This is a genomic window from Enterococcus sp. AZ156 (assembly GCF_051714165.1).
GTDB classification, from domain to species: Bacteria; Bacillota; Bacilli; order Lactobacillales; family Enterococcaceae; genus Enterococcus_B; species Enterococcus_B pernyi.
In genome coordinates, this window is sequence record NZ_JBIORI010000001.1 from 1,029,817 (window position 1) to 1,053,817 (window position 24,001).

The following is a 24,001-nucleotide window of genomic DNA, read 5'->3' on the forward strand; positions in this document are numbered from 1 at the left end:
AGGTTTAATGTATAGAGGTAGTTTTTTTTTAGATTTTACAGTATAATATGGGGTTGAGGAGTACATATCGTGCTCCTTCATTTTTTGCAGATGAGGAGACAACATGTTTTCAAATTATAAACCTACATGGATGGTAGAAGCCGTCTATAAAATTACCCCTGCACAACTGAAAAAACTAGGGATCAAAGCCGTCTTGACGGACCTTGATAATACACTGATTGCTTGGAATAATCCAGATGGAACGGAAGAATTGTTCACTTGGATTTTAGAAATGAGAAATGCGGGCATACCAGTAGTCGTTGTTTCTAACAACAACTCAGAACGCGTAGCTCGTGCAGTTAAAAAATTTGAGCTACTTTATGTTGCAAGAGCTTTGAAGCCTTTGCCAGTGGGAATCAATAAAGCAAAAAAAATGTTGGATCTGGCAGATGAAGAAATCATCATGATTGGTGATCAGATCATGACCGATATTCGTGGCGCGAATAGTGCCGGTATCCGTAGTGTCTTAGTTAAACCAATCATTGAAACTGATAGTTGGAAGACGAAATTCAATCGGTTCTGGGAACGTAAGATCATGAGTTATTTAGTAAAGAAACATCCAGATATGGATTGGCGAGGTGGCATTGAATGAACGAAGAATTGCAATGTATCGGTTGTGGCGTGATGATCCAAACTGAACATCCTGATGAATTAGGCTATACACCAAAAGCAGCACTCGAAAAAGGGTTAGCAACAGGGGATGTTTATTGTCAACGTTGTTTCCGTTTGAGACATTATAATGAGATCCAAGATGTATCACTGACAGATGATGATTTCTTGCGATTACTAAATGAATTAGGTCAAAAAGACGCATTGATCGTCAATGTGGTGGATATTTTCGATTTCAACGGTTCACTGATTCCTGGATTACATCGTTTTGTCGGAAACAATCCAGTTCTTTTGGTTGGGAACAAAGTCGATATTTTACCTAAATCATTAAAAAAATCAAAAATGATCCAATGGATGAATGAGCGTGCCCATGAAGCAGGGCTAAGACCTGTCGAGGTGTTGTTGACAAGCGCAAAAAAAGCACCTGAAATGACAACACTTCTAGAGAAAATCGAAAAATATCGTGAGGGTCGAGATGTGTATATCGTTGGTGTGACGAATGTCGGGAAATCGACATTGATCAATCAGATCATCAAAAATACGGCAGGCGTCCAAGAAGTGATCACGACTTCGCAGTTCCCAGGAACAACGTTAGATAAAATCGAGATCCCATTGGATGATGGCCAATTTTTGATCGATACACCAGGAATTATCCATCGCCATCAAATGGCCCACTATTTAGGCAAAAAAGACTTACGTATCATCGCACCGACGAAGGAAATCAAGCCTAAGGTGTATCAGCTGAATGAAGGTCAAACGCTTTTCCTTGGAGGATTAGCTCGATTCGACTTTATCAGTGGCAAACGAGGTTCATTTATTGCTTATGTATCAAATGATGTCAATTTACATCGGACAAAATTAGAAAAAGCCGATACTTTTTATGAAAAACATGTAGGCGGCTTATTGCAACCACCACGTCCGAATGAAGTCAGTGAATTCCCTGAACTTGTTCGCTTTGAGTTTTCTGTAAAAGAAAAGACAGATATCGTCTTTGCAGGACTAGGCTGGATCACGGTAACGGAACCAGCAGTCATCGCAGGCTGGGCGCCAAAAGGGGTACATGTGTTAAGAAGAAAAGCACTGATTTAAGAAAGAAGGAAAAACATGAGTTTAAGAGGAAAGCAAAAACGATTTTTACGTAGTCAGGCACACCATCTTCAACCGATCTTCCAAATCGGTAAAGGTGGGATCAATGAAGCAATGATCGTCCAAATCGAAGAAGCACTTGAAAAAAGAGAATTGATCAAAGTATCATTGTTGCAAAATACAGATGAGATCGCAGAAGATGTGGCACAAGTATTAGAACAAGCTATCGCATGTGAAGTGGTTCAGATCATCGGACGCGTGCTTGTTTTATACAAAGCATCATCTAAAGAGAAATACCAACGGATATCTAAAGAAGTACATGCAATCTAAGGAGTGACGAAGATGAAATCGCAAGCGAAATCCTTTGTTCGACCTCAAGTATTTCCAAAAGAAATGCCCCATCTTTATGCGAAAAGAAAACAGGTGGGGATCTTGGGCGGAACTTTCAATCCTGTGCATCTAGCCCATCTAGTGATGGCAGAACAAGCAGGACAGAATTTAGGACTAGACCATGTCTGTTTAATGCCTTCCTATCAACCACCTCATGTGGATGAAAAGCCAACTATACCGGCAGAACATCGCTTAAACATGCTGGAACTTGCGATCGAAGACAATCCTTTTCTAACGATTGAAACGATTGAAATCGAACGAGGCGGCAAAAGCTATACGTATGACACGATGAAGGCTTTGACTCAAAATAATCCTGATACGGACTACTATTTTATCATCGGCGGTGATATGGTCGAATATTTACCAAAGTGGTACAAAATCGACGAGTTAATGACAATGGTCCACTTTGTCGGTATCCATCGACGTGGGTATCAAGTGGAAACCCCGTATCCTGTGATCTGGGTCGATGTCCCTGAGATTGATCTAAGTTCGACAAAGATTCGTCAAAAAATTCAACAAGGTTGTTCCGTCCGTTATTTGATCCCAGATAAAGTCTTGGATTATATTCAGAAAGAAGGATTGTATCAACATGAATTATAGTACAGATTATACGGCCTATACTCGAGAAATCTTGATGCAAAAAGTCCAAATGAGAATGAGTGAACAACGCTTCAAACATGTTTTGGGTGTAGAACAAACAGCTGTTGCACTTGCTGAAAGGTATGGTTGCTCGCCAGAAAAAGCGAGTATCGCCGCATTGACACATGATTATGCGAAAGAACGACCAGACGATGAGTTTATCTTATTCATCGAACGTGAGCAACTTGATCCAGAGTTATTAGCTTATGGAAATGCAATTTGGCACGGATTAGTCGGTGCATCATTTGTTGAACGAGAATTAGGCATCACTGATGAGGAGATCTTACAAGCAATCCGTCTCCATACGACAGGAGCTGCTGAGATGTCCTTACTCGATAAAGTCATCTATGTGGCTGACTATATCGAACCAGGACGTTCTTTTCCAGGTGTCAAAGAAGCCCGTGAGATTGCCATGATCGATTTAGATGAAGCAGTTGCATTCGAAACCAAACATACATTAGCACATTTGATTGCGCAAGAGAGCAAAATTTATCCAAAAACAATTGAAACATATAATCATTGGGTGGCAAAATAGCTGACCCATTAGGAGGAAATCATCATCGATAGTAAAGAACAATTAAAAATCGCTGTCCAAGCAGCAGATTCAAAACGTGCAGAAGATATTTTAGCTTTAGACGTCCGTAAAGTGTCGCTATTAGCTGACTACTTTATGATCTGTTCAGCAAACAGTGAACGTCAGATCAATGCCATCGTGGAAGAAATCATTGAAAAAGAAGAAGAAAGCAAATACGAAGTAAAACGCGTAGAAGGAAAAGAAGGCGGCAAATGGATTCTGATCGATCTAGGTGATTTGATCATCCATGTATTCCATGCCCCAGAACGTGGGTTTTATAATTTAGAGAAGTTATGGTCAGATGCGCCACTTGTCGATTTGACTGAATGGTTGGATTAACATGGCCTACGAAACATTTGCCTTTATTTACGATGAAGTCATGGATGACGGGCTTTATGAACAATGGCTCGCATTTTCTAAACGCCATTTGCCTGAAACAACTAAAAACATCCTTGAACTAGCTTGTGGTACAGGAGCATTAGCTGTGGCTTTTGCCAAAGACGGCTACAATGTAACTGGCTTGGATCTATCAGAAGAAATGCTGATGATCGCCAGTCAACGTGCCTATGAAGAAGAAGCATCGGTACAGTTTGTTGAAGGGAATATGTTAGATCTATCAGAGAGTGGGCAATACCAAGCCATCACTTGTTTCTCAGATTCTTTGTGCTATATGCAAAACGATCAAGAAGTACAACAAGTATTCGATGAAGTCTATCAGGCATTGGAAGAAAACGGCCGTTTCTTGTTTGATGTCCATTCCGTTTATCAAATCGATCAAGTATTTCCGGAGTATAGTTATCATTACCAAGGAGACGATTTTGCCTTTCTTTGGGATAGTTATACGGGGAAAGAAAAACATAGCATTGAACATTATTTGACATTCTTTGTCGAATCACAAGAAAAAGACGGTACGTTCACACGTGAAGATGAATTACATCAAGAACGTACGTATCCACTAGAAAACTACTTGCGGATGTTAGAGAATAGCGGATTTGCTAAAGTAGAAGTATTCGCTGATTTTACAGACGAAACACCTAACGAAGAATCCAGACGTTGGTTTTTTGTCGCCCAGAAAGAAGAAGGCGAAATCGACGAACTGTAGCAAACAATAAAAAGGAGAGACGGCTGGATCAAAAAGCTTAGTCTCTTCTTTTTTACTAGGCGAAAGGAGAAAAGCGAATGAAAGTATGTGGCATCATTGTTGAATATAATCCCTTTCACAATGGTCATCTTTATCATGTCCAGCAAGCACGGGAACGAACCGGTGCCGACGTAGTGATTGCGGTGATGAGTGGCAATTTTTTGCAGCGAGGTGAACCGGCGATTTTAGATAAGTGGCAACGTGCAGAAGTAGCCTTGAAAAACGGAGTGGATCTCGTGGTTGAATTACCAATCGAGTGGGCAGTACAATCTGCTGATTATTTTGCTAAAGGAGCAGTTCAACTGTTGCAAAAATTAAACTGTGACTATTTATGTTTTGGAACAGAAGATGAAGCGACCTTCGATTATCAAGCATTTGGTCAATTTGTTTTGCACCATCAGGATCAAATCACCAAAGCATTTCAAGAGTTGCCCGATCAGACAATGAGTTATCCGCAAAAGATGACACAGGTATTCAAGCACGTCTACCCAGAAATCTCACTTGATTTTTCCTCGCCTAATCATATTCTAGGGCTGAGCTATGCAAAAGAAAATGCTACCTATGAACATCCAATGGAACTAGTTCCGATCAACCGTAAAGGGGCTGGTTATCATGATGAAGAGTTACCAAAAGAAACAATAGCCAGTGCCACAGCGATTCGTAAAGCATTAACGGAAAATCGATCGATTTCTGCAACAGTTCCCTCAGAGACAGAGAGATTTTTAAAGACAGAAAGTTTGCAAACTTGGACATCCTATTGGCCCTTGCTAAAATACCGTCTTCTTTCTTCCACCGTTGACTCGTTGCAAAAAATCTACCAGATGACGGAAGGTTTAGAGATCAGGATGTTAGAAGCGGCCAAGACAGCTAATACATTTTACGAGTTTGTCGAACAAGTCAAAACAAAACGCTATACGTGGACGAGGATCCAACGCCTGTCGTGCTACGTGTTATTGAATATCCAAAAAGAAGAGATGAGAGAGCAACAGATGCAAGAATACATCAATGTGTTGGGCTTTACAGCAGCAGGTAGAGCATGTCTCAAAAATAAAAAAGCCTTAGCCCTTTTTGCGAAAATCGGCAAAAAAGAAGCGCAAGTGGCAAAACTACTCGTTCGCAGTGATCAAATCTATCGCTTAGGTGGCGAGGTAGCGGAACAAGTATTTGGGCGAAAACCAGTCTTTATCGAAACGATCGAAGAGAAAAAAAGCTTCACATAAACCTGATTCACAAGTATAATGAAACAGGACGTTTTGTGTGTTCCCGCACGAATCAAAAAGAATCTATCCTATATCAAATCAGAAAGCGAAGTGAAACTATGGGACGTAAATGGGCCAATATCGTAGCTAAAAAAACAGCTAAAGATGCAAACAACAGCCGAGTTTATGCGAAGTTCGGAATTGAAATCTATGCAGCAGCAAAATCAGGTGATCCTGACCCACACGCTAACCAAAAACTACGTTTCGTCATTGAGCGCGCTAAAACTTACAATGTACCAAAACATATCATCGACCGAGCAATTGAAAAAGCAAAAGGTTCAGGGGATGAAACATACTCTGAATTGCGCTATGAAGGATTTGGACCAAATGGCTCAATGGTGATCGTAGACACATTGACCAACAACGTAAACCGCACAGCCGCTGATGTGCGTGCAGCATTCGGTAAAAACGGCGGAAATATGGGTGTCTCTGGGGCAGTATCTTATATGTTCGACAATACCGCGATTTTTGGTTTTGCCGGTGAAGATGCAGATGAGATCTTAGAATACTTGATGGAAAAGGACATCGATGTACGTGATGTCATGGAAGAAGATGGCCAAATCATCGTTTACGGAGAAGTGCCAGATTTCCACAGTATTCAAGAAGCACTAAAAGAAAAAGGCATCACTGACTTTTCAATTGCGGAGATCCAAATGATCCCTCAAAATGAAGTGACATTGACTGGCGAAGACTTAGAACAATTCGAAAAAATGATCGATGTATTAGAAGATCTAGAAGATGTCCAACATGTCTTCCATAATGTTGCTTTAGAAGATTAATCGAATAAAGCGGATAAAAGAGGTCGGAACAGAAGTGTTTAACCTCGAGAAATAAGGCGCCAGCCACGAAAATTGTTTTTCAAATTTTTGTGGCTGGCGCCTTATTTGTGAAGAGATACTTCTGTTCCCGCCGTTTGTTCAGTTTTAAGTGTTACGAGAGGATGAATGTCCAGACACTTTTTTATTTTCCTAAAAAAACAAACAGCTGTTATCCTGCTTAAAAAGCTAATGTCATGTTTTGCTTTCGTACTTTTATTTATACGATTTTTTCGGAGAAGAGAAAATATTGGTGAAGCTAAAAAAGAAGTATAGTCATACGATATGAAAGAAAGAGAACAAATACAGAGTAGTTAAATTAAAAATCCTGTGTTATTTGTTACAGTTTTTTTGTGATTTATTATCATTTCTATTTCAACCTGTGTTATTATTAAAGTATCGTGAGTAAACGAATAGTAATTTGATGTAGGCGGGGAAAGAATAATGGAAGCAAAAATTAATCTAGAGCCTTTCGAACGTATTCTAAGCGGTTACCAAAAAGTAGAAGAGTTGGCAGTCAATATCACCGATTGCTCAAAGCTTGCACAAAAATATGCACCTTATGGGGTAGAAGGCTATCGTTTAGGAAACTATATAGGCACAGGCTATTTGAATCGTTATCTAGAATGTATGGTTGATCGCGCGCCCATGCTGATCTATAAAAAAAAATATTTGATTCCATTGCTTTTTCGACGTTCTGACTCAGCATTTCAGTTGTTTGAAGAAGATTATCGGATGGAAGCTTTCTTTTTATTATTGGACTGGAGTCTGAAGCATCAACCAGAAAAGATATTGATCGAAACAAGTCAAAAAGTAGATACGAAAAAAGAAAAAGTCATTGATACAGCTTATTTGGCTTTTCGTGTATCAGAAATATTAGATAGTGGGGGTTACCCGATCAGTAATTTCCAAACAGTCGAACAATTTATGGATTGGAATCGTATTTATCGTCTGATCGATAACGGAGGGATTGGTCGCCATAGTAAAGTATTTGACCCAGAATATCCCGAAAATATCGAAGAATTGCGAATGATCGTCGCACTTGTTCGTTTGAAATACCCAAACACAGAATTGATGTTATGATCGATAGATGAATAAAAAGAGGCAGAGACAGAAGTGTTTAGCCTCGAGAAATAAGGCGTCATCCACGAAAATTGTTTTTTCAATTTTTGTGGATGACGCCTTATTTTTTGAAGAGGTTACTTCTGTTCTCGCCGTATATTCAGTTTAAAGTGGTGCGAGAGGACTGATTCCCCTGATGCTTTTTATTTTTAATAACGAATCAATCTAAAGCGAGAGACTCATGATTTTCAGTAGCCAATGCTTGTAGAAAAGAAGCGTCTTTCGCTGATGTAAATAGGATCAATTCATGCATGGCACGCGTACACATTGTATATAAGATTTGTTTGTCATGACCAGAATTAAAATGTGCATCATCGACATTCCATAAAAAGACTCGGTCAAATTCTAATCCTTTTGCTAGATAAGCAGGAAGAAGAATAATCGAACGTTTCATAAAATCAGATTCATCAGCAATCAATTGGACTTGATCTTTCAGGGATACAGGCAATTGTTCATAGAGTGCTTCACATTCAGCGATCGTTTTACCAATGATCGCGGTACGCCAATATTTTGCTTGCTCTTTCGTGTCAATGATCGTTTGTTCCAACCAGTTGATTTTGCTTGTAGATGAATCACTTTGGACGATCAACGGTAGGCGACCTTCACGAGCCGTTGTTTCTACAAGATTGTCGTGAGCTAAGAAATGATTGGCAAAATCAGTGATTTGCTTCGTGGAGCGATAGCTCGTCGTCAATTGGAATTGGGTCACTTCTTTCTCTGGGAAAAGCGACTCTAACGAACCAGTGATCGTCTCGTTCCCAAAAACATTTTGGTTCAGATCCCCACAAAATGTTAGATTGGCAGTTGGATAGATTGATTGCAGCAATGCGACCTGCGAAGGAGCAAAATCTTGCATTTCATCAATGAAAATATACCTTGCCTTTTGTGTGACTGATACAGGATGGATTCGACGCATCAATAGGAAGTACAAGACGGCGTCTTCCTGTGGCAATTCTCTTTTCCGTAAGTTCATTTTGACTTCTTGAAGATGTTCGTTCCAAGAAGTTTCGCTGATTCCATGTGCGGTTAACATCGTTTTAGGAATCGTTTGTAAAAAGTGAAGAAACTGTTTCGGTAAGTTGACGAATTGATAATGTAAAATTCCTCGGTGAACTTTACGGAATCTTTTTTTCACGATTTGATTCGTAAGTTTTTTACGCAATGATTTTTCTTTTTGTTCGGTGTATTCTAAATTTGGATCGGTTGCATATAGTTCTTGAAGTTGTTCTTCAGCAAGCTCTTTGACCCACTTCTGACGGGTTTCATCCTTTTGCAGACCGCCTAATTTTTTCAATAACTTTGTCTGTAATAAAGATAGACGTTGATGCAATGGAAGTAGTTCATTGGTTTCTTGGTACCATTTTCGGATCGCTTCTTTGGATAGGATCGTTCGACCATTGATTTTCATCTCACGGAACAATGGCCCAAAATCAGTGATCGTCTGGATGTAAGTCTCCAGGAGATCAACGAAAGTCAATCCGGATTTCAACGTTTTTATCGGGTCATCAGCACCAGAAAGGAAACCGACTTCTTGTTGTTCTTCTTCAGTCAACTCAAATTCAGGAACTAATTGCTGTAAATAATTTTTGAAGGTTTGTGTCGGAACACCACTTTCACCAAGAGATGGTAAAACAGTGGAGATGTAATCAGAAAACAGATGGTTTGGTGAGAACAATAAGACGTTCTCAGCATCTAGCCATTTCCGATTGTGATAAAGGATGAATGCGATACGTTGAAGTAATGCTGAAGTCTTACCGCTTCCAGCAATTCCTTCGATCAGCATCACTTTACTGTTGGTGTCACGGATAATGGCATTTTGAGCTTTTTGAATCGTCGACACGATGTTTTTCATGTGAGCACTTGATGCGTCATCCAAGATTTCTAATAGAAAATCATCATTGATGACTTCAGATGTATCGACCATGGAGACGATTTTTCCTTCAACGATTTTGAACTGTCGTTTCAAGAGAAGTTCGACGTCGATTTTTTCGACATCTGTTTCATAAAAAGCAGGGCCGATTTCTCCTTCGTAATACAGGTTAGCGATCGGTGTACGCCAGTCGATCACGATGGTTTCTTCTTCTGTATCTCTCAATGAGGCGATGCCAAGATAGAGAGTTTCTTTTTCCGTCTCTTCTTTGAAATCGATACGAGCAAAGTAAGGACTTTCTTTCATTACTTCTAATGTTTGCAGACGTTTTTGCTGAGATTCTAATGTATGGTATTTTAAAAGCAATTCTTGTTCATGTTGGCGGTATTCGACCACTGACTCATAAAAAGACTCGTTGGAGCCGCTACGTATTTTGTGATTAGCTGTTTCTTTTGTGGAGTCATTCATTTTTTCAGTCAAGTCGCTTAATTTGCGATTCAATAGGCGTTGTTCAAGTTGGATCATTTGTGTGGTTTCTTCCACATGCTGTTGTTCTAATTGTCTTTCATTCATTGCATCGTTTACTCCTTCCGCCGTAAATAACGAATTAAAAGTATAGCACAGTCTGACTAAAAAAGGTACACAAGTGAGTTAACTAAAAATAAACGCAAAACTACATGAGAGTGATAGTTGTTTTCATTTAGGGGTTTTTAGTTTAAATGGCTTTAGAGAACAGGTATTCTAAATGTGGAGAAAGGAGCTGAACGAAATGACACATTTTAAAAAATTTGCAATGACACTACTGATTGGAGCGGTGGCCCTCATCAGTGAGTTTATGTTCGACCGTCCTCGCCTTGCGTTTATGATCATTGCTATCACCGGTGGCACACTCGCCTTCTTGATGTTTGTCGAAATGATCAAAACACTGCGTTCAGGGAAATATGGGGTCGATATTTTAGCGATTACAGCTATTGTTGCGACATTGCTCGTCAATGAATATTGGGCGAGTTTGATGATTTTGATCATGTTGACAGGTGGCGAAAGTTTGGAAGACTATGCGCAAAAAAAAGCAGGTCAGGAATTGCAATCCCTATTAGATAATACGCCAAGAACTGCCCATAAATTGCAAGGAGATCAACAACTTGATGTTGCGGTAGACACACTTGAGATCGGCGATCATCTGGTGATCAAACCAGGGGAAATCGTTCCAGCTGATGGACGAGTGATCATGGGGGAATCTACTTTTGACGAAGCGTCATTGACTGGAGAAGCAAAACCGATGAGCAAGAAAGTCGGTGATGAATTGATGTCCGGTTCGGTCAATGGGGACTCATCTGTCAAAATGGTGGTTGAGAAACGGGCAGAAGATAGCCAGTATCAATTAATTATCAAACTAGTAGAGGAATCGAAAGAAAAACCCGCACGTTTTGTCCGTCTAGCAGATCGTTATGCTGTTCCCTTTACTTTGATCGCTTACTTGATCGGCGGAATCGCTTGGTGGGCTAGTGGTGATCCTGTACGCTTTGTGCAAGTCTTAGTTGTAGCATCGCCATGTCCATTGATTTTGGCTGCACCTGTTGCTCTAGTAGCGGGAATGAGTCGTTCAAGTAAAAGTGGGATCGTTGTCAAAACTGGTACCGCTGTGGAAAAATTAGCAGAGACTAAAACGATTGCCTTTGATAAGACAGGAACAATCACCAAAGGGATGCTTGAAGTAACTGGTGTCGCTCCCGTTCAAGGGTTTTCAGAAGCGGAATTATTACGTGTGGCGGCGAGTGCGGAACAAGGCTCAGCCCATATCTTGGCCCGTTCCTTAGTTCAAGCAGTTCCCCAATTGTTGCCAGTCACTGATTTGAAAGAAATCTCAGGGCAAGGGATTACCGCTACGGTTGATGGCAGGCAGGTTAAAGTAGGGAATGCACGCTTTATTGATGTTCCAGAAGCTAAAACAGATACAACTGCGATCTATGTGGCGATTGATGAAAAATACGCCGGCACGATCTACTTCTCAGACACAATCCGTCCAGAAGCAAGTAAAACAATCGCTCGCTTGAAAGCTCAAGGCATCACCGACTTACTGATGGTGACTGGGGACGGTCGTACGGTTGCAGAAGCAATTGCCGAGGAAGTTGGCTTGACCGAAGTTCATGCTCGTTGTTTACCACAAGATAAATTAACGATTTTAACTAGTATCCCCAAAGAAAAGCGGCCTGTCACGATGGTAGGAGATGGTGTCAATGATGCTCCTGCCTTGACTGTCGCAGATGTAGGCATCGCCATGGGCGCACATGGCTCAACTGCTGCAAGTGAAAGCGCAGATGTCGTCATTTTGAAAGATGATTTAGAACGAGTAGCAGAAGCAGTGATGATTTCTAGAGAAACGATGAAAGTAGCGAAACAATCTGTTTTGATTGGGATTTTTGTCTGTGTCTTTTTGATGCTCGTTGCCAGTACAGGAGTCATTCCAGCATTGTTTGGCGCGATGCTTCAAGAAGTGGTTGATACAGTTTCCATTTTAAGTGCGTTACGTGCAAAAAAATCAGCGAAACAACAACCACATGCCATGATCACACAAAATTAAAGGCAAAATGATAAAAGAGACTTTTCAGCAAAATCTTTTTGCGGTATGATGCAAAGAGAGAAGCAATAGTTGATCAATACAAAAGTGAACGATGAAAGGAAGTTGAAAACATGCCATTCGTACATGTTGAATTAGTCGAAGGACGTAGCCCAGAACAATTAGAAAACATGATGAAAGATATCACCGAGGCGGTCCATAAAAATACGCAAGCACCAAAAGAACACATTCATGTAATTATCAACGAAATGAAAAAAGGCACGTATGGTGTCAATGGTGAATGGAAAAAATAAGTGAATTCGAGACTTGATTTTTTGAAATAATAGTGGTTAAATAAACACATAGATGATTGATGAGAAAGACAACTGAATTTGAGAGTCTTCGATAAGAGAGGAAAAGCTAGGCTGAAACTTTTCCAGGAGAAAACCAAAGGATGACCACTTTCGAAACCTTTGTTGAAACAGAGGCGGTCGTACCGTTATCACGCTTGAGGAATACGCATGTCGTATTCAAAATTAGGTGGAACCACGAATTTTTCGTCCTAGTATCTGTACAGATACTAGGACTTTTTTTATTGGTGGCGAAGCTAAAAACGGAAATTTAAAGGAGGAACCCCTATGATAAAAATGACATTTCCTGATGGTGCAGTCAAAGAGTTTGCGCCAGGGATCACCACTGCAGAAATTGCAGAAAGTATTTCTAAAAGTTTAGCCAAAAAAGCCTTAGCTGGAAAAGTGAATGGCGAACTGATCGACTTGAACCGCGGGATCGAAGAGGATGGCTCAATCGAGATTGTGACACCTGATCATGAAGACGCACTTGCTTTGATTCGTCATTCAAGTGCTCATTTGATGGCACAAGCCATGCGCCGTTTATATCCAAATATCCACTTTGGTGTAGGACCAGCAATCGATTCAGGATTTTACTACGATACTGATAACGGTGAGAGCCAAGTCAGTGCCGAAGACCTACCAGCGATCGAAGCGGAAATGATGGCGATCGTCAAAGAAAATTTGCCGATCGAACGTCGTGTGTTATCAAAACAAGAAGCATTAGAAATCTTTGCAAGTGACCCTTACAAAGTGGAACTGATCAGCGAATTACCAGAAGACGAAGTCATCACTGCCTACCAACAAGGAGAATTCATCGATTTATGCCGTGGGCCACATGTCCCATCAACTGGTCGTATCCAAGTCTTCAAATTATTATCTGTGGCAGGAGCTTACTGGCGTGGAAATTCAAATAACCAAATGATGCAACGTGTTTATGGAACAGCATTTTTTGATAAAAAAGCGTTAAAAGCGTTTATCCAAATGCGTGAAGAAGCAAAAGAAAGAGACCATCGCAAACTAGGAAAAGAGCTAGAATTATTCATGGTAGCTCCTGAAGTTGGCTCTGGTTTACCTTTCTGGTTACCAAAAGGTGCAACAATCCGTCGTACGATCGAACGATACATCGTAGACAAAGAAATCAGCTTAGGCTATCAACATGTGTATACACCGATCATGGGGGACGTAGAGTTATACAAAACTTCAGGTCACTGGGATCATTACCAAGAAGATATGTTCCCACCAATGGATATGGGAGATGGCGAGATGCTCGTGCTACGCCCAATGAACTGCCCACATCATATGATGGTCTACAAAAATACAATCCATTCTTACCGTGAGTTACCGATCCGTATCGCAGAACTTGGTATGATGCACCGTTATGAAAAATCAGGTGCGTTGTCTGGATTACAACGTGTACGTGAAATGACATTGAATGACGGACACACATTCGTTCGTCCTGATCAGATCAAAGATGAATTCAAACGTACGTTGGAGTTGATGGTCGCAGTTTACGCTGATTTCAATATTACAGACTATCGCTTCCGTTTAAGTTACCGTGATCCAAACAACACAGACAAATATTTTGACGATGATGCCATGTGGGAAAAAGCACAGATCATGTTAAAAGCTGCGATGGATGAAATGGAACTTGACTATTTCGAAGCGGAAGGAGAAGCAGCCTTCTATGGACCAAAATTAGATGTCCAAGTTAAAACAGCATTGGGAACAGAAGAAACATTATCAACGATCCAATTAGACTTCTTATTACCAGAACGCTTTGATTTAACTTATGTAGGAGAAGATGGCGAAAATAATCATCGCCCAGTCGTTATCCACCGAGGCATCGTTTCAACAATGGAACGCTTTGTGGCATACTTGACAGAAGTATACAAAGGCGCATTCCCAACTTGGTTGGCACCGATCCAAGCAACGATCATCCCAGTTTCAGTTGATGCTCATTCAGATTACGCTTATGAAATCAAAGAACGTCTACAAATGAAAGGCTTGCGTGTAGAAGTCGACGATCGCAATGAAAAAATGGGTTATAAGATCCGTGCCTCACAAACGCAAAAAATCCCATACCAAATCGTAGTTGGGGATAAAGAAGTGGCAGATGCAACAGTCAATATCCGCCGATATGGTAGTAAAGAAACTGCTGTAGAGGACTTGAATATCTTTGTCGATGCAATGGCAGAAGAGGTTCATAATTACAGCCGTTAAGACGAGTTAGCAAGAGAACCAACGCCTAATTTAATAAAAACAGGAAGGACAACAAAGAATTGTTCCTTCCTGTTTTTTTATGGGGCACTCATTACACACGTCAAAACGCTAGATCGTGCTAAAATAAATGTATTAGATAAATAAGGGGGAACGTAGAGAATGTATCAACCGATCCAACCTCATCATCTGTTTCATCAAGCATATGAAGAAAAAATACATTATAAAGAAACGGTTCTCCCAGTCTTAGCAGATGTCTTGGTGTGTATGTGGGAGTCTATTTCATTTGACTTTAGCGGTACGGTCACCGACGTGATCATCGCCGACGGTTGCATTGATTTGATTGTCAATGTTTTGGAGCAATCTGTTTTCTATACTGGTTCAAGTAAAACGGACTTCAACTTTCTCTCAAGGTTTCCCGAACACTATATTGGTTTTCGCTTAAAGCCAGGTGCTTTTTCTGCTTTAACTGGTCGAGAGGCAACAGCAGCGATGGATCAAGTGTTGTTCATTGAAGAAGTAGATGTTGGGTTTGATACAACCCATCTTTTTGCGCTCACGATTGAAGAAATGAAAGAATCGCTGATCAGCTATTTATCCGGATTAGCCAAATGTATCTCTTCGACGGAATACATTCAGTTATTTGAAAAACTATATATAAAAAAATTAGCTTCCCCACAAGCATTATACGAATATATGAGACTTAGTCCAAGGCATGTCCAACGGCTATTCAAAAAGCATTACGGTCTCACCCCACAATTGGCTCTATCGACCATAAAATTTCATCATAGTTTGACCATTTTATTAAAACAACCTGCCGATCGAAGGGAGCTTGTTGGAAATTATTATGACCAGTCCCATTTTATCAATGAGTTCAAAAAAAATATTGGCCTCACACCCATTGAGTTTGTTAAGTTGAGTGAGCAGCGAAAAATGTCGCTTCTATCCAATACGTTACTAACCTAAGTTGCTACAATAAAACTAACTTAAAAAAGGAGTGGTCGATAGATGAACTTTAATCAGGCAAAAATCGGATTGTTGATTCAAAAAGATTATGGGGAATGTTATGATTTTTACACAAAAAAATTAGGATTGGTTCCTACATGGGGAAATCGAAAAGGTCCGTATACGTCATTTGCTATGGCAAAAGGAGAACCTAACTGTTTTGATATGACGTCAGCAAAAGAAATGTCTTTGGTCAAAGGGTATATACAGTCTGCTAAAAATGGAATATCTGATACAGTGGTGATCATATTACCTACGAAGGATATCCAAAAGGACTATGCGAAGTTAACCGCAAATGGTGTCACTTTTTTAGGTGAACCTCAGAAAATAGAGGCTTGGGGAGGATTTACCAGTGCCTACTTTAGAGACCCAGAAGGCAATTTGTTTGAACTGAATGATGGGTATTAGTTTCTTTTTGGATGTTGCTTCTTTCTTTTTTTTGTTTTTAATAGCTGATTCTGTGAAACTCCATAAATGATAAGTCAAAAGAAACCAAGATAAGGGTGTGACATGTTGCCACTTATACCTTGGCTTCTTTTTTTAGCGATTGATTTTTAGGAATAACAGTAATCGGTTGAGCAGGCAGAGAACAAAGGATATTCTCTATTTTCTTGTTTAGTATGAGAATTGTTTGCCTTTGAGTATGATATAATGACATAGACATTTAGAAAAAGGGATGTGTATGAGATGAGCGTAGTGAGTCGCATTGAAAGTATGATGAATGACTATTCTTCTGCCGAAAGAAAATTAGCAGATTATATCGTAACACATGTAGAAAAAATACCAACGATGACAGCCAATGAGTTAGCAGAAGCGGCGGGCCTGAGCGCTCCCACAGTTGTTCGTTTCTCCAAAAAACTTGGCTTTCAAAGTTTAACGGATTTTAAAATCACTATTTCCACCGAATTACAAGCAGGTATCGTGGAAGGATTCAGCGATATTGAACCAAATGAATCATTTTATTCAATCAAACATAAATTAGGGAATAATGCGCAAGTAGCGATCAAAGAAACCGTGGATATTTTAGAAGAGGAGATGATCCAACGTGTCGTTGAGCGTCTGGAAGAAGCACAAACAGTTTATCTATATGGTGTGGGCGCATCTTCTTTAGTCGTTGAGGATATCCTCCAAAAATGGTCTCGTGTAGGAAAACCAATCATTTTTGAAAAAGACATCCACGTCTTATTGCCACAATTAGTGAGTAATGAAACAAAAAAAGTGCTATGGCTTGTCTCTAACTCAGGAAACAGCAAAGAAGTGGTGATGATCGGACAGTTAGCCAAAGAAATGGGAATCGATATTATCGCATTGACTCAATTTGGAAATAACCGATTAAGTAAATTGGCCGATGTCGTTGTCCAGACATCAAGACCAAAAGAAATCACGAACCGAAGTGCAGCAACTAACTCATTATTGGCTCAATTTGCAACGATTGATATCATTTTTTATCTTTATATGGCAAAGAATGAAAAATTAACCGAGAAAGTCACTCAAACCAAAGAAGTGATCAAAAATTATGTCAAACAAAAATGAAATAACAGATGATAGTTTTCCACAATGTCATATTTGTTTCCATTGTTTCACAGTAAAAGAAAACTTTATTTTCAAAAATAACCATATTTTTTAAAGTTTTTTAGAATCCATTTGTGTGACACATTACTTGTTTGTGAAACAAACTAGTCTTTTTTGGGTCGAGAATTAAAGAATTTCTTGCGGATCAGGATTTTACTTTTTAAATTTGTTTTTTTTAGGTACAATGGAGCCTATAAGTAGGCGAAAAAGAAGGAATGATGAAAAGTTTTATGAAAAAAAATACAAATAATTCTTGGTTAGATCGAATAAAAAAAGGAACACAAGAACCAAAAAATAAAACGTTTCGACGGTCACATGTTCCCTTTCGTTTAAATTTCCTTTTTTTCATTATATTTACGTTGTTCGTGTCATTGATTGCTCGATTAGGTTATTTGCAGATCGTAAACAGTGAGGAACTAGAAGCAAAAGTCAAATCATCTTCGTCTCTAACGGTACAAGTAAGTTCACCCCGAGGCATGATCTACGATGCCACCGGGAAAGCTTTGGTGACAAACCAAGCCAACCAAGCAATCACATTCACGAGAGGCAGAAATATGACAGCGGAGGATTTGCTGAAAACAGCAAATACCTTGACACAGTTGATCGATATGCCAGTGGATGAAAATTTGACTACACGTGATAAGAAGGATTTTTGGTTAGCAGATCCCGATCATTTGAAAGCTGCGACTGAACGCCTATCGGCAAAAGAAAAAAGCTTGAGTACGAGTGAGCAATACCAAGCAACTGTAGATAAAGTGACAGATGAGGAAATCAATTTCAATGAGGAACAATTGAAAGCAGCAACGATTTTTAAACGAATGAATAATGCGTATGAACTGAATACAGTTTTCATCAAAAATTCTGGTGTTACAGATCAAGAATTGGCGATCGTGGCAGAACATGCATCAGACCTGCCAGGTGTTTCAACAGGAACTGACTGGGTACGCCAGTATAATGCGGCGGATTCCATAAAGAGTATTCTAGGAAGCGTAACATCAGAAAAACAAGGCTTACCTGCCGATCAAGTGGAAGAATTCTTGGCAAAAGGCTACTCACGTAATGACCGAGTAGGCCAAAGCTATTTAGAAAAACAATATGAAGATGTCTTGCAAGGCACAAAGACACAATATGAAATCACTTTAGATAACAATGGAAATGTCATCCAACAAAAAGAATTGTATGCAGGAGAAAAAGGATCGAATTTGATGTTATCGATCAATGCAGAGTTCCAAGCGAAGGTCGAAGAGATTCTTAGAAACAATTATCAAAAATTAGTCGATAATGGAAAAGCCCAATACTCACCAGGTGCGTATGTAGTCGCGATGAATCCTCAAACAGGTGAAGTATTAGCGATGACGGGTTTCAGCCATGAGCAAGGCTCAAAAGAGTTGACTGAAAATGCCCTTGGTACGATCACGAATGCCTTTGTTCCAGGATCTGTTGTAAAGGCAGGTACGTTAGCCGCCGGTTGGCAAAGTGGCGTGATCAGCGGTAATCAAGTATTAGTAGATGAACCGATTCGATTACAAGGCTCTTCAGAAAAAAGCTCCGTCTTCAATCGTACTGGATCTGTACCTTTGGATGTGGTCCAAGCGTTAGAGCTTTCATCAAATACCTATATGATCAAAGTAGCGTTGAAGATGCTAGGGTTAGAGTACGTACCAAATATGGGCTTACCTAGTCTAAGTGAAGAGGCACAAGCGTATGAACAATTGCGTGACGGCTTTAAACAATTTGGACTTGGAACAGTCACAGGGATCGATTTACCAAATGAGTCTGCGGGGATCTCACACTCTGTTGAATACATGAAGAAATTCAATGCAGACAACGGACAAGACTGGTTCACACCAGGAAACTTTACTGACTTGGCATTTGGCCAGTTCGATACGTATACCCCGATCCAGTTAGCGCAATATGCAGCAACAGTAGCAAACGGTGGAAAAAGAATCCAACCACGCATTGTCAAAGGCATTTACGGGAACGACGAGAATGGTAACTTAGGTGAAGTGAAAAAAGAGATGGAACCAGTTGTCGAAAATACAGTAGACGTGTCTCCTGAAGAGATGGCCCTTTTACGTGAAGGATTCCATCAAGTAGTCCATGGAACAAATAACTACACGACTGCTCGATCATTAGCAGATGCAAAAATGGATCTTTCTGCTAAAACAGGGACAGCCGAAACAGTCGCTGAAGGTCATCCCGATATCGTAACAGTCAATAGTAATATTGTGGCTTATGGACCAACAGAAAATCCTGAGATTGCGGTAAGTGTTGTCTTACCAAACCTGCTAGATGAAAAAGACCATATGAATTCGGTCATAGCCAAAGAAATCATGAATGCTTATTACGATATGTTCATGGCAAACAGATAACAGAGGTCAGAGCCGAAGTATTTAGCCTCAAGAAATAAGGCGCCATCCACGAAGATTTTGTGGATGGCGCCTTATTTTCGAAGAGCTTACTTCTGCTCCCTCTGTTTATTTGGTTTTAAGTGGTGCGAGAGGACGAATGCCCCAGACGGATTTTTTATAATGAAAGTAATTTTTCAAGGTAATTCGCCAAACCGTCTTCTTCATTTGTTTGTTCAGTGACATCGTTGGCTACGCCTTTTAGTTGCTCAGTCCCATTAGCCATTGCCACACCCCAGCCCGCATATTCAAGAAGTTCTAAGTCATTGTGTTCATCACCAAAAGCAATCACATCTTTTTGTTCGATCGATAGATAATTCGCTACTTGATGGATTCCTTTCGCTTTTTCGATCCCTTTTGAAACAATCTCTAGTATCGCCATTGGTCCACCCCAAGTCCTTACATCGACATGCTTCCCAAATTGACGTGTTAGTTCGGCAGAAACTTGTTCAGCATATTGTTTTTCTGTACGTACCAATAAGGACGTAGGGTTAGTTGTTAGATTTCGTGGAGACAGTAGGTTTTCTGGTTTAGGATTTGGTGAAGCAAAGAATTTTGCGTCAAAAAAATCAAAAGTATCGATAAAGAAAGTGTCGCGATTCTCCGCAGCAATAAAATCTAGATTCAATTGATTTTTTTGCGCTAAGATCTCAAAAACAATCTCTTTATTGATCAATGTTTCTTGTTCTCCAGCCCATTGTTGGTTTGGGATATGCACAAGCGCACCGTTAAAGTTGACCATCGGTGTTGTCAATTCTAACTGTTGATAATATTGATAACTCATTCGATAAGGACGTCCGGTTGCAATACTGACATGATGGCCAGCATCAATGGCTTTTCTCAATGTCTCTTGGGTTTTAGAAGTAATGATCGACTCAGGATTCAACGTTGTTCCATCCAAGTCGATCGCAATCAATTTTTTGTTCAATGCTGTCATTCCTTTCAAACAACGATTTGTTTCAGTCTAGCATATTTCAATGAATAAACAAGGTACAGATCTTTCTGAAAAATAAATGCTTTAAAGCAAAAATAGAAAAGAATCAAACCAAATTGAGCTAAACACGAACATTAAAATATAAAAATGACATTTCATAAAGTTTTGTGTTGAAAAACGAATGAAATGTCTATATAATCTATAAATGTTCGACGGAAAATTATATTTGGATTTATTTTTACATATTATATAGTCCGTTAGAAAAAATCAGGGAGTGGAAATTTTTATGGAAAAGTTTTTCCAACTAAAGAAAAATAATACAAATGTACCAACAGAAATAATGGCTGGTGTAACAACGTTTTTTGCCATGAGTTATATATTATTTGTTAATCCGACGATCTTGTCAGCTGCTGGCATGCCATTTCAGGCAGTCTTTTTAGCGACGATCATTGCTTCGATCATCGGTACTTTAGTTATGGGATTATTTGCTAATGTGCCTTATGCACAAGCCCCAGGAATGGGTTTGAATGCTTTCTTCACATTTACAGTTGTTTTTGGGTTAGGTTATTCTTGGCAAGAAGCATTAGCCATGGTCTTTATTTGTGGGTTGATTAATGTATTTATTACAGTAACAAATATTCGGAAAATGATCATCCATGCTATTCCTGAGAGTTTACAACATGCAATCGGCGGTGGTATTGGGATTTTTGTTGCATACGTTGGGATCAAAAATGCTGGATTTTTGTCTTTCTCTGCAGATCAATCAGCGATAACTAGTTCTGTGGTTGATAATGGTCAAGTGACGAATGTGACGATCAACGGTGGCATCGTTCCAGAACTTGCAAACTTTAATAATGCGCCGATCCTACTAGCTGTCATTGGATTAGTTTTGACATCGATCTTAGTTGTTAAAAATGTTCGTGGTGCAATCTTGATCGGTATCGTAGTAACAACGATCATCGGGATCTTGATGGGTGTTGTTGATCTAGGAACGATCGATTGGGAACAAAATTCTTTAGGCAATTCAATCAATGAACTAGGCACGACGTTTGGTGCAGCATTTGGTGCGGAAGGGATGCAATCTTTATTCAGCGATAGCTCTAAGATCCCACAAGTCCTGATGACGATCATTGCCTTTAGTTTATCCGATACATTTGATACGATCGGTACGTTCATCGGTACTGGACGGCGTACAGGTATTTTCTCTAAAGAAGATGAGGAAGCTTTGGAAGATGGACGAGGATTCAAAACTAAAATGGATAAAGCGTTGTTCGCTGACGCAATCGCAACATCGATCGGTGCGATTTTCGGAACATCGAATACAACGACTTATGTCGAATCAGCAGCTGGTATTGGCGCTGGTGGTCGTACAGGTTTGACTTCAGTTGTCGTAGCCGCATTATTTGCTTTAAGTAGCTTATTTTCTCCACTGATCGCTATTGTACCGGCACAAGCAACTGCACCAGCATTGATCTTAGTTGGTGTGATGATGATGGCTTCGTTTGCTGATATCAATTGGTTAGATATGGAAGAAGCATTACCTGCCTTTTTTGCTTCGATCTTCATGGGATTAGCTTACAGCATCTCTTACGGAATCGCTGCTGGTTTTATCTTCTACACGATCATGAAAGTGATCAAAGGCAAAACAAACGAGATTTCAATTGCTTTGTGGGTTGTTGATATTTTATTCATTCTCAACTTCGTCATTTTAGCAATCATTTAAAAGACATTTTTAATTAGGAGTGAAGAGTAGGCTAACTCTTTGCTCCTATTTTATTTGGTCTATGTCCTCTTTGACAAAAATGAATGATACTGGCACATACGTTGCACACACGTACAAAAATAGGTATGATAATAGAGACGAAAGAAGGGTGATAGATGAAGGTTCAATGGAGAAAAAATTTATTCGTAGCTTGGATAGGCTGCTTTTTTACTGGTTCAAGTATCAGTTTAGTCATGCCGTTCATTCCAGTTTACGTCGAACAACTAGGTACACCTAAGGATCAAATTGAATTATTTTCAGGATTAGCGATTTCAGTAACAGCCTTTGCTGCGGCGATCGTTGCGCCTATTTGGGGAAATCTAGCCGATCGAAAAGGACGGAAAATGATGATGATCCGGGCAGCAGCAGGTATGACGATCACTATGGGATCACTAGCTTTTGTCCCAAATGCTTATTGGCTTTTAGTCATGCGTTTCTTTAATGGGATTTTATCTGGATACATACCTAATGCGACAGCGATGATTGCTTCACAAGCGCCTAAAGAGAAAAGTGGATGGGCGTTAGGCACGCTTTCTACTGGGGCAGTGGCAGGGACGCTGATTGGTCCGTCAATGGGAGGCGCTTTGGCGCAATGGTTCGGAATGGAAAATGTTTTTTTGATTACTGGAGGGTTATTACTGATCACCACGATCTTAACGATTTTCATGGTAAAAGAAGATTTCCAACCGGTAGAGAAAAAAGATATGATCAGTACCAAAGAAGTTTTTGCTAAAATGGATCACTTTTCTGTGTTAGTCGGTTTATTTGTTACTACTCTGATCTTACAGTTAGGGATCACCACGATCAGTCCAATCCTGACATTGTACATTCGGGAATTGAGTGGTGACACATCAAATATCTTATTTGTTAGTGGATTGATTGTTTCAGTATCAGGTGTTTCAGCAGTATTTTCTTCTCCAAGACTGGGGAAATTAGGGGATAAGATCGGAAATCAGAAGGTGCTGTTAGCAGGTTTGGTACTTTCGTTTTGTTGTTACTTACCAATGGCATTTGTGACTACGCCCTTACAATTAGGGATCTTACGTTTTATATTAGGTTTTTCGACAGGTGCGTTGATGCCATCGATCAATACATTGATCAGCAAGATCACACCAGAAGAAGGTGTCAGTCGAGTATACAGCTATAACCAAATGTTTACGAACTTTGGTCAAGTACTAGGACCGATGTTAGGTTCGACAGTCGCTCATGCGTACAATTATAGTACAGTGTTTATTGTGACTAGTCTCTTTGTTCTGACGAATATTCTTTTATCACTATTTAATTTTAGAAAAGTACTTCATCAAAAACTATGATCAAGAAAAAAACAGATTGGAGTATTTCTCCAATCTGTTCGGCTTTTATGAATGTGAAGCGGACGAAGTTTCTTTTTTAGGTGTTGCAACAGCGCTGATCAAAATGACGATCAATCCTGCAACCAATGAAATAATAGTCGTCATGGTAAAATCATATGGGCTACTAGACAATGCACCACCGATATAGCCAACCACTTGACCTAAAATGACTGCCCAAAATAATGTGACGATATATCGCATATCAAACACCTCTTTTCTAAGTTCAGTTTACCAGATTTTTTTTGAATGTAAAGGGAGAAACAGGCATTCAACGTCAGTGGATAGTATAAAAAGTAT

General features: G+C 39.8%; 22 protein-coding genes. 19 read left to right on the forward strand and 3 right to left on the reverse strand.

The features are described 5' to 3' along the window. The first annotated feature begins 103 nt into the window (after positions 1-103). From IGJ95_RS04955 to IGJ95_RS05000, 10 genes are all read left to right on the forward strand, one after another. Positions 104-631, forward strand: coding sequence for a YqeG family HAD IIIA-type phosphatase (locus IGJ95_RS04955; RefSeq protein WP_010735865.1), 528 nt, complete (start codon positions 104-106; stop codon positions 629-631). Beyond that, positions 628-1,737, forward strand: coding sequence for a ribosome biogenesis GTPase YqeH (gene yqeH, locus IGJ95_RS04960; protein ID WP_010735864.1), 1,110 nt, complete (start codon positions 628-630; stop codon positions 1,735-1,737). The genes IGJ95_RS04955 and yqeH overlap by 4 nt, the downstream gene beginning before the upstream one ends. A 15-nt stretch (positions 1,738-1,752) precedes the next feature. Beyond that, positions 1,753-2,064: a ribosome assembly RNA-binding protein YhbY gene (gene yhbY, locus IGJ95_RS04965; RefSeq protein WP_019724120.1), complete on the forward strand. Its 312-nt coding sequence runs from the start codon at positions 1,753-1,755 to the stop codon at positions 2,062-2,064. A gap of 12 nt (positions 2,065-2,076) precedes the next feature. Next, entirely contained in the window at positions 2,077-2,724 is a 648-nt protein-coding gene (locus tag IGJ95_RS04970) for a nicotinate-nucleotide adenylyltransferase (RefSeq protein WP_153830349.1), read from the forward strand. Then, positions 2,714-3,298: a bis(5'-nucleosyl)-tetraphosphatase (symmetrical) YqeK gene (gene yqeK, locus IGJ95_RS04975; RefSeq protein WP_023519420.1), complete on the forward strand. Its 585-nt coding sequence runs from the start codon at positions 2,714-2,716 to the stop codon at positions 3,296-3,298. The genes IGJ95_RS04970 and yqeK overlap by 11 nt, the downstream gene beginning before the upstream one ends. Positions 3,299-3,322: 24 nt before the next feature. Continuing rightward, entirely contained in the window at positions 3,323-3,676 is a 354-nt protein-coding gene (gene rsfS, locus IGJ95_RS04980; protein ID WP_034688417.1) for a ribosome silencing factor, read from the forward strand. A gap of 1 nt (position 3,677) precedes the next feature. After that, entirely contained in the window at positions 3,678-4,439 is a 762-nt protein-coding gene (locus tag IGJ95_RS04985; RefSeq protein ID WP_010735859.1) for a class I SAM-dependent DNA methyltransferase, read from the forward strand. A 77-nt stretch (positions 4,440-4,516) separates the two neighbouring features. Continuing rightward, positions 4,517-5,698: a nucleotidyltransferase gene (locus IGJ95_RS04990; protein WP_010735858.1), complete on the forward strand. Its 1,182-nt coding sequence runs from the start codon at positions 4,517-4,519 to the stop codon at positions 5,696-5,698. A gap of 98 nt (positions 5,699-5,796) precedes the next feature. Then, a complete protein-coding gene (locus IGJ95_RS04995; protein WP_029594248.1) occupies positions 5,797-6,516 on the forward strand; it encodes a YebC/PmpR family DNA-binding transcriptional regulator in 720 nt (239 codons plus the stop codon). A 480-nt stretch (positions 6,517-6,996) separates the two neighbouring features. Then, positions 6,997-7,635: a hypothetical protein gene (locus tag IGJ95_RS05000; RefSeq protein WP_010735856.1), complete on the forward strand. Its 639-nt coding sequence runs from the start codon at positions 6,997-6,999 to the stop codon at positions 7,633-7,635. Between the two features lie 199 nt (positions 7,636-7,834). Here IGJ95_RS05000 and helD read toward each other — a convergent pair whose 3' ends face one another. Beyond that, positions 7,835-10,117, reverse strand: coding sequence for an RNA polymerase recycling motor HelD (helD, locus tag IGJ95_RS05005; RefSeq protein ID WP_438761517.1), 2,283 nt, complete (start codon positions 10,115-10,117; stop codon positions 7,835-7,837). 196 nt (positions 10,118-10,313) lie between these two features. On the opposite strand from helD, the gene IGJ95_RS05010 reads away from it, so the two are divergent. The 7 genes from IGJ95_RS05010 (at position 10,314) to IGJ95_RS05040 (ending at position 19,620) form a co-directional block, all read left to right on the forward strand. Beyond that, on the forward strand, positions 10,314-12,125 hold the full coding sequence (locus IGJ95_RS05010) for a heavy metal translocating P-type ATPase (protein WP_077151433.1): 1,812 nt from the start codon (positions 10,314-10,316) through the stop codon (positions 12,123-12,125). Positions 12,126-12,235: 110 nt separating this feature from the next. After that, a complete protein-coding gene (locus tag IGJ95_RS05015) occupies positions 12,236-12,415 on the forward strand; it encodes a 2-hydroxymuconate tautomerase (RefSeq protein ID WP_002287649.1) in 180 nt (59 codons plus the stop codon). 324 nt (positions 12,416-12,739) lie between these two features. Continuing rightward, complete coding sequence (thrS, locus tag IGJ95_RS05020; protein WP_019723795.1) at positions 12,740-14,674, forward strand: threonine--tRNA ligase; 1,935 nt, start codon at positions 12,740-12,742, stop codon at positions 14,672-14,674. A gap of 159 nt (positions 14,675-14,833) precedes the next feature. Beyond that, complete coding sequence (locus IGJ95_RS05025; RefSeq protein WP_010735851.1) at positions 14,834-15,637, forward strand: AraC family transcriptional regulator; 804 nt, start codon at positions 14,834-14,836, stop codon at positions 15,635-15,637. Positions 15,638-15,679: 42 nt separating this feature from the next. After that, a complete protein-coding gene (locus IGJ95_RS05030; RefSeq protein ID WP_010735850.1) occupies positions 15,680-16,084 on the forward strand; it encodes a VOC family protein in 405 nt (134 codons plus the stop codon). Positions 16,085-16,363: 279 nt separating this feature from the next. Next, the gene (locus IGJ95_RS05035; protein ID WP_010735849.1) at positions 16,364-17,209 is read left to right on the forward strand and encodes a MurR/RpiR family transcriptional regulator; all 846 of its coding nucleotides are present in this window, start codon (positions 16,364-16,366) and stop codon (positions 17,207-17,209) included. A gap of 254 nt (positions 17,210-17,463) precedes the next feature. After that, positions 17,464-19,620 (forward strand): peptidoglycan D,D-transpeptidase FtsI family protein, encoded by a 2,157-nt coding sequence (locus IGJ95_RS05040; RefSeq protein ID WP_041684181.1) that lies wholly within the window; start codon positions 17,464-17,466, stop codon positions 19,618-19,620. A 154-nt stretch (positions 19,621-19,774) separates the two neighbouring features. On the opposite strand, the gene IGJ95_RS05045 is transcribed toward IGJ95_RS05040, so the two are convergent. After that, positions 19,775-20,584 (reverse strand): Cof-type HAD-IIB family hydrolase, encoded by an 810-nt coding sequence (locus tag IGJ95_RS05045; protein ID WP_010735846.1) that lies wholly within the window; start codon positions 20,582-20,584, stop codon positions 19,775-19,777. Between the two features lie 292 nt (positions 20,585-20,876). Between IGJ95_RS05045 and IGJ95_RS05050 the strand changes: the two genes are divergently transcribed. Continuing rightward, a complete protein-coding gene (locus IGJ95_RS05050) occupies positions 20,877-22,313 on the forward strand; it encodes an NCS2 family permease (protein WP_019723063.1) in 1,437 nt (478 codons plus the stop codon). Positions 22,314-22,468: 155 nt separating this feature from the next. Beyond that, positions 22,469-23,665, forward strand: a complete 1,197-nt coding sequence (locus IGJ95_RS05055) for a multidrug efflux MFS transporter (protein WP_010735844.1) — start codon at positions 22,469-22,471, stop codon at positions 23,663-23,665. 45 nt (positions 23,666-23,710) lie between these two features. Here the strand turns inward: IGJ95_RS05055 and IGJ95_RS05060 are convergent, their stop codons facing one another. Next, positions 23,711-23,905: a YjzD family protein gene (locus IGJ95_RS05060; RefSeq protein WP_010735843.1), complete on the reverse strand. Its 195-nt coding sequence runs from the start codon at positions 23,903-23,905 to the stop codon at positions 23,711-23,713. Positions 23,906-24,001: the final 96 nt, after the last annotated feature.